At 74.9% G+C, this 6,601-nt stretch carries 5 protein-coding genes; 2 read left to right on the top strand and 3 right to left on the bottom strand.

What is annotated here, in order from left to right:
- Positions 1-143: 143 nt before the first annotated feature.
- A complete protein-coding gene (locus ACFV0O_RS20560; RefSeq protein WP_380343627.1) occupies positions 144-1,574 on the bottom strand; it encodes an ABC1 kinase family protein in 1,431 nt (476 codons plus the stop codon).
- A gap of 159 nt (positions 1,575-1,733) precedes the next feature.
- Positions 1,734-2,456, bottom strand: coding sequence for a TetR/AcrR family transcriptional regulator (locus ACFV0O_RS20555; protein WP_360259529.1), 723 nt, complete (start codon positions 2,454-2,456; stop codon positions 1,734-1,736).
- Positions 2,457-2,611: 155 nt separating this feature from the next.
- On the opposite strand from ACFV0O_RS20555, the gene ACFV0O_RS20550 reads away from it, so the two are divergent.
- A complete protein-coding gene (locus ACFV0O_RS20550) occupies positions 2,612-4,177 on the top strand; it encodes an MFS transporter (protein WP_380343624.1) in 1,566 nt (521 codons plus the stop codon).
- Between the two features lie 101 nt (positions 4,178-4,278).
- Here ACFV0O_RS20550 and ACFV0O_RS20545 read toward each other — a convergent pair whose 3' ends face one another.
- Entirely contained in the window at positions 4,279-5,376 is a 1,098-nt protein-coding gene (locus tag ACFV0O_RS20545) for a TOMM precursor leader peptide-binding protein (RefSeq protein ID WP_380343621.1), read from the bottom strand.
- A gap of 255 nt (positions 5,377-5,631) precedes the next feature.
- Here ACFV0O_RS20545 and ACFV0O_RS20540 point away from each other — a divergent pair, with 255 nt between their 5' ends.
- Positions 5,632-6,369: a M48 family metallopeptidase gene (locus tag ACFV0O_RS20540; protein WP_380343617.1), complete on the top strand. Its 738-nt coding sequence runs from the start codon at positions 5,632-5,634 to the stop codon at positions 6,367-6,369.
- Positions 6,370-6,601 lie beyond the last annotated feature (232 nt).

The following is a 6,601-nucleotide window of genomic DNA, read 5'->3' as shown; positions in this document are numbered from 1 at the left end:
TGTGTTTTTGTGTGCCCCGGGGTGCGCTGGGCGCGCACTCCCGCCCCCCCCGGGGTGGGCGGCCCCCCGCCCCGCTCTGGGGGGGGGGGGCGGGCCCCCCGTCGGGGCCCGGTGGCGGTGGCCTCCGCCGGTGCCCGGCGCCGTCAGCCCTTCGTGAGGCGGGCGGAGCCGGTGCCCTTGCGGGCCTTCGGCTGCTCCGACCGCCCGGGCTCCGCGGGGTGCCCGGGCCGGTGCGACGGCCGCGTCCGGTCGGCGAACTCGGGGAGCCAGTCCAGCATCTCCGCGCGGAACGGCGCCTTGGCGCCCAGCTGGCACAGCACGCCGATGGTGCTCAGCGTCACCCGGTGGATCAGCAGGTACGCGGGCGGCAGGTTGAGCTGCTTGCCCAGGTTGTAGGCGGGCGAGCGCGGGTCGGCGATCCGGGCCGCCTGGGAGCGCATCCAGGCCCGGGTGAAGTGGAAGCTCTCCACCGCGGCCGGCTCGATGATCGGCAGCAGGTAGTCCAGCACCGCGTCCGGATCCAGCTGGATCGAGGGCTTCACGAAGCCCTCCTCGCGCAGCATCTGCAGCACGCCCGCCGCGTCCCCGGCCAGTGCCATCCGCAGCGACGCCCCGATCGGCGCGGGCAGGCCGCCCGGAAGCCGGTCCACGGTGCCGAAGTCCAGGACGCCCAGCCGCCAGCCGGACACCGGGCCGTCGTCCTTCAGCAGCCGGAAGTTGCCCGGGTGCGGGTCCGCGTGCAGCAGGCCGGTCCGGGACGGGCCGGCGAACAGGAACCGGGCCAGCAGCTGCCCGGCGCGGTCGCGCTCCTCCTGGGTGCCGCGCGCGATCACCTCGGCCAGCGGGGTGCCGTCCATCCACTCGGTGACCAGCACCTGGTCGGCCTGCGCCACCACGCCCGGCACCGCGATGTCCGGGTCGCCCGCGAACTCCTCGGCGTGCCGGCGCTGGGCCTGCGACTCCAGCTCGTAGTCGAGCTCCTCCGAGACCCGCTCGCGCAGCTCGGCGATCAGCGGCTTGATGTCCAGCCCGGGGATCAGCGGGCCCAGCAGCCAGGCCACCCGGCTCAGCTGCGACAGGTCCGCGAGCAGCGCGTCGCCCGCGCCCGGGTACTGCACCTTGACCGCGACCCGGCGGCCGTCGTGCCAGACCGCCCGGTGCACCTGCCCGATCGAGGCCGCGGCCGCGGGGCGGTCGTCGAACTCCAGGAACAGCTCGCGCCAGTCCTCCCCGAGCCGCTGGGCGAGGGCGGTGTGCACCGTGGCGGCGGGCATCGGGGGAGCGGCGTCCTGCAGCTTGGTGAGCGCCGCCCGGTACGGACCGGCGACCTCCTCGGGCAGCGCGGCCTCGAAGACGGACAGCACCTGCCCGAACTTCATCGCCCCGCCCTTGAGTTCGCCGAGGACCTTGAACAGCTGGTCCGCGGTGGCCTGTTGGAGCTCGGCGGTGACCACCTCGGCGGAGCGGCCGCCGATCCGCCTGCCCAGGCCGAGCGTGGCGCGACCGGCTATTCCCAGCGGCAGGGCGGCGAGCCGTGCCGTGCGGGTCACTGCCTTGCGCGGAAGATCGCTCACCCGGGCCTCCAATCCCTGGCCCCCCGACACCGGACGGCCGACCATCACTACGCCATTGTGCCCGCTCCCCGCCCCGGGCCCGGCGGAATTCCGCGGGGCGGGGTGGGGAACGACGTCCCCTTTGCGGGGACTTGGGCGTCTTGGTCCGGTCGGCCGGGGTCAGCGGGGCAGGCGCAGGGCGAGGCCGTCCAGGACGACCTCCAGGCCGTAGCCGAACTTGCTGTTGCGGACCTCGACCGGGTCGGGGCTCGCGGCGGCGGCCGCGTAGGCGTCGGCGAGGTGGGCGTAGTCGGCGCTGGCCTGCCGGGCGGCGGGCATCAGGCGGGCGATGAAGTCGGCCTCGCTCTCCCCGGAGCGGGCGACGGTGGTGAGCCAGGCCGCCTCGGTGGTGCTCATCCCGACGACGTAGGAGATGAGCGTGTCGATCGCCCGGACGGGCTCGGGGAATCCGACGGCGGTGAAGAACGCGGTCAGCCGCTCGCCGTAGGACGCCAGATTGGGGCCGAGGTAGGCGAGGCCGGCCTGGCCCAGCACGGAGGAGAGCCAGGGGTGGCGCAGGGCCGTCGCGCGGAAGGCCTCGGCGGCCTCGGTGGCCGCGGCGCGCCAGTCGGGGCTGTCGGCGGGCGGCAGGGCCATCTCGCCGAAGACCTCGTCCACGGCGAGCTCCATCAGCTCGTCCTTGGTGGCCACGTGCCGGTAGAGGGAGGTGGCCCCAGCGTTCAGGCGGGCGGCGAGCTTGCGCATGCTCAGGGCTTCTATGCCCTCGGCGTCCAGGACGACGATCGCCTCGCGGACGATCGCGGTCCGGCTGAGAGCCGGCTGGTCGGGCTCGCTCTGCCGTCGGGCCCACACGGACGGGATCGGGTTCGTTCGGGCGGCCATGGCGGCTCCTCCTCCTACGCGCTGCGTACACCGTTCGCATTGAGCGTACAGGAGTCGGTTGTTGCGCACACCGTTCCGCTGTCCGTACAGTGTTCGCATCGAAGGAACGCAGTGCGCACCGGGGGAACGGTGTGCGCCAATGGGAGGAGTGGCTGATGTCAGCCGACGACGTGACCGCGGGGAGCGACACCGGGAACAGCGGCACGGGGACCGGCGGCACCGGGGGCCGCAACCCGCACCGTTGGTGGATCCTGGTCGTGCTCTGCCTGAGCTCGCTCGTGCTGGTGGTCGACAGCATGGCCCTGACCGTCGCGGTGCCCTCGATGACCGCCGACCTCGGCGCGAGCGCCCAGGACACCCAGTGGATCCTCGACTCCTACGTCCTGGTCTTCGCCGGCCTGCTGCTGACCTCGGGCAGCCTCGGTGACCGCTTCGGCCGCCGGAAGGTCATGATCATCGGGTTGCTGCTCTTCGGGGCGGCGTCGCTCGCGGCGGTCTTCTGCGCCGATCCCGGCGAGGTCATCGCGGCCCGGATCGCGATGGGCGTCGGCGGGGCGCTGATCATGCCCTCGACGCTGTCGATCCTCATCACGGTCTTCGACGAGGAGGAGCGCAACAAGGCGATGGCCGCCTGGGGTTCGGTGGCGATGCTGGGGCTGGTCGGCAGCCCGGTGCTGGGCGGCGTGCTGATCGACCACTTCTCGTGGCACTCGATCTTCTTCATCAACGTCCCCGTGGTGGTGCTGGCGATCCTGGCGGGCCTGCTGCTGATGCCGGAGTCCAAGGGGCCGTGGCAGAAGCCCGACCCGCTCGGTGCGGTGCTGTCGGCCGTCGGCATGACCGCCCTGATCTGGTGGATCATCGAGATCCCGCAGCACGGCGCGTTCACCGGCCGCGCGCTGGTCACCCTCGCCGTCGCGGTGGTCGCGCTGGTCGGGTTCGTGGTCTGGGAGAACGTCACCGTCGCGCCGATGGTGCCGCTGTTCCTCTTCAAGGCCCGCAACTTCAGCGGGGGCTCGCTCTCGCTGACCCTGGTGCAGATCGGCAACGGCGGGCTGCTGCTCGTGCTCACCCAGTACCTGCAGTTCGTGCTCGGGTACTCGCCGGTCAAGGCGGGCCTGGCGTTCCTGCCGCTGGCCGTCGCGGCGCTGGTCGGCAACGGGGCCGGCGCCAAGTTCGCGGCGAAGACCGGCAACCGGGCGCTGATCCTCACGGGGATGCTCGTCATGGCCGCCTCGTTCGCCCTGCTGACCACCGTCTCGGCCGACACCGGATTCGCCGTCCCGGCGGTCGCGCTCGGGCTGCTCGGCCTCGGGGCGGGCCTGGCCATGCCGGCGGCGGTGGGCGCGCTGATGGGGACGATCCCGCCGGAGCAGGCGGGCGTCGGCTCGGCGCTGAACGACACCATCCAGCAGGCGGGCACCGCGCTCGGCATCGCCATCCTGGGCTCGCTGCTGTCGAGCGGCTTCGCGAGCGGGATGCCGGCCGGGACGCCGGAGCAGGCGAAGCACTCGATCGCCGGGGCGCTGGCGATCGCCCACGGGGACGCCGGACTCGTCCGGACCGCGCGGGAGGCCTTCACCGGAGCGATGGCGACGACCTTCACGGTCAGCGCGATCGGCGTGCTGGCGGCGGCGCTGGTGGCCACCCTGGTGATGCGGGACCGGAAGGCGTCGGTGGGCACCGAGGCGGAGGCGGGGGAGGCCGCGATTGCCGCCTGAGGTCCGGTCCGGCCCCCGTCGGGCCGGTGAGGGCCGCGGTGAGGACCACCGGGAAGGCCGGCGCCCCGGGGCGCCGGCCTTCGGCGTTCCCCGGCGCCGCCTCACCCCGGCGGCAACGGCTGCCACAGGCACCCGCAGTCCGGGTGTCCCCGCAGTCGCAGCCGCCGCGCCGTCCCGTCGCCCGCCGACACCTCGCACCACCCGTCCACGCTCGGCGGCCGGCCGCCGTCCAGGTACACCTGGACGTGCAGTGCGGCCAGCCCGGCGACCGCCGTCGCCAGGGCCGTGTCGCAGGCCGGCGTGCGGGCGCGTCCGGGGCCTCCGTGCGCCAGCTGGGTCAGGACCCGCGGCCAGGCCGCGTCCTCGTCCTCCCGCCGCAGCACCAGGCAGTGCCCGCACGCCGACATCCCCGGGACCACCAGCGGCCCGACGACGCCGAACTCCTCGACCACGCCCACGTACAGGTGCGGCACCCCGGCCCGGAGCAGCAGCCGGGCCTCGTACGTCCCGCCCGCGAAGGCGGCGCTGCCGTCCCGGGGCGCGAGGACCACGAAGTCCGGTGGCGGGTCGCCGGGCCGGCGGCGCGGTGCCGCCGTCGGGGTCGTCGTCGGGCGGCCCGCGGCGCGCCGCACGGCTTCCCGCGCTGCCGTCGAGCGCAGCCGGCCGACGTCCCCGGGCGGCAGCCCCGCCGGGGAGCAGTCGCCCGGCCTCACCCGGCCGCCGTCCGCGACGGTGACCGTGCCCGCTCCGCCGGCGGCGAGCACCGCGGCCACGGCGGCGCCGACCCGGCCCGCGCCGCGCACCTCGATCCTGGCGTCGGCCCGACGGGCCAGGACGGCGGGGGCGGCGCCCGGGCCGGAGTGGACCAGGGAGAGCGAGGCCAGGTCGGGCCCGAGCAGTTCGCGCTGCGGCTGGGGGAAGCGGGCCAGGGCCCGGTCGGTGGCCTCCGCGTCGTCCAGCAGCCCGGTCTCCGCGAGTTCGGTCAGCAGGGTGTCGGCCGGCTCGCGGCCGAGCCCGATCCGCTCGCCGGCCTCCACCAGCTCGGGTCGGTCGCGGGTGCCGTCGAGCAGCCCGAGGAACTCGCACAGGGCCGGGTCGGCGTTGCCGAGCATCCCCGCGTGCCGGGTGACGGTGCCGAACTGCAGGGTCTCGGAGTCCCGCCAGCTGCGGGACAGGGCGGGCTTCAGTGCGAGGCGCACGGCGATCTCCCTTCCGATCGTTTCCGGACGGTCGACCGCAGCATGCCCCACCGGACCGACGGCCCGCCGACCGTTGTCCACAGGCCCGCACACATGATCGGAAGAGCGGTTCGCGCACCCTGTGGATAACTGGCCATCCTCTCCGGCGTCGGTTTCCGGACACCCGCCGTCGACTTTTCGTTCCCGATCACTCCATGAAAGATTCCGGCCATGGCAGCGGACTTCTGTCCGTGCCACCGGGTAACGTCGTGTGGCATGGCAGCCGAGCGGGACTCCCATCCACCGGCGTCGCGTCGGCGTGCCCGTGCAGCGTCCGGGTCGCAGATCGCGACGCCGAACACGCGCGGGCGCCCGGACCAGAAGCACTCCGAGCAGCAGTCGAGGCCGGCGCCGTCGCAGCACCCGCCCGTCGGGGCGGTCTCCCCGGAGGCGCACGACCGCAGCCGGGTCGAGGTCCGCCGCAGCGCCCGCCGCAGTCGTACGGTCTCCGCCTACCGCGAGGGCGACCGCACCGTCGTGCTGATCCCGGCCCGGATGTCGCACGCCGAGGAACAGCGCTGGGTCGCGCAGATGCTGGAGAAGCTCGCCGCCCAGGAGTCCCGGCGGATCCCCGGGGACGAGGCCCTGATGACCCGGGCCCGCGAACTGTCGGCCGCTTTCCTGGGCGGTCGCGCCCATCCCAGCCAGGTCCGCTGGGTCACCAACCAGAACTCGCGCTGGGGCTCCTGCACCCCGAGCGAGGGCACGATCCGCCTCTCGCACCGCCTCCAGGGCATGCCGGAGTACGTGCTGGACTACGTGCTGCTGCACGAGCTGGCGCACCTGCTGGTGCCGGACCACGGTCCGGCGTTCTGGGCCCTGTTGGAGGCCTACCCCCGTACCGAGCGGGCCCGTGGCTACCTGGAGGGCGTGGTCTCGGCGGCCCGTCTGCCGCACATCCCAGGGGCCCGGCACTCCGACCAGCGCCCGGACCCGGCCGCGTCCTGCGGCTGAGGCCCGTGGCGGCCGAACCGCCCGCGGCCCGAGCGGACGGCTCGGAAGGGACGGCTCGGAAGGGACGGCCCGCCAGGGGCGGACGGAGCGGTGGCGGGGCCGACCGGAGGACGACGAGAAGGGGGGGGGGGGGGGGGAGGGCCGCCCCCCCCCCGCCGGGGGGCGACCCACCCCGGGCCGTGCCGCGGCCGCCCGCCCCCGCGGGCGCCCCCCGGGTGGGGGTGGTGAGGCG

The organism is Kitasatospora sp. NPDC059577 (assembly GCF_042735475.1).
In the GTDB taxonomy this organism is placed as follows: Bacteria; Actinomycetota; Actinomycetes; order Streptomycetales; family Streptomycetaceae; genus Kitasatospora.
Note: the sequence above shows the minus strand (reverse complement) of the source record. Positions and strands in the feature narration are given on the sequence as shown.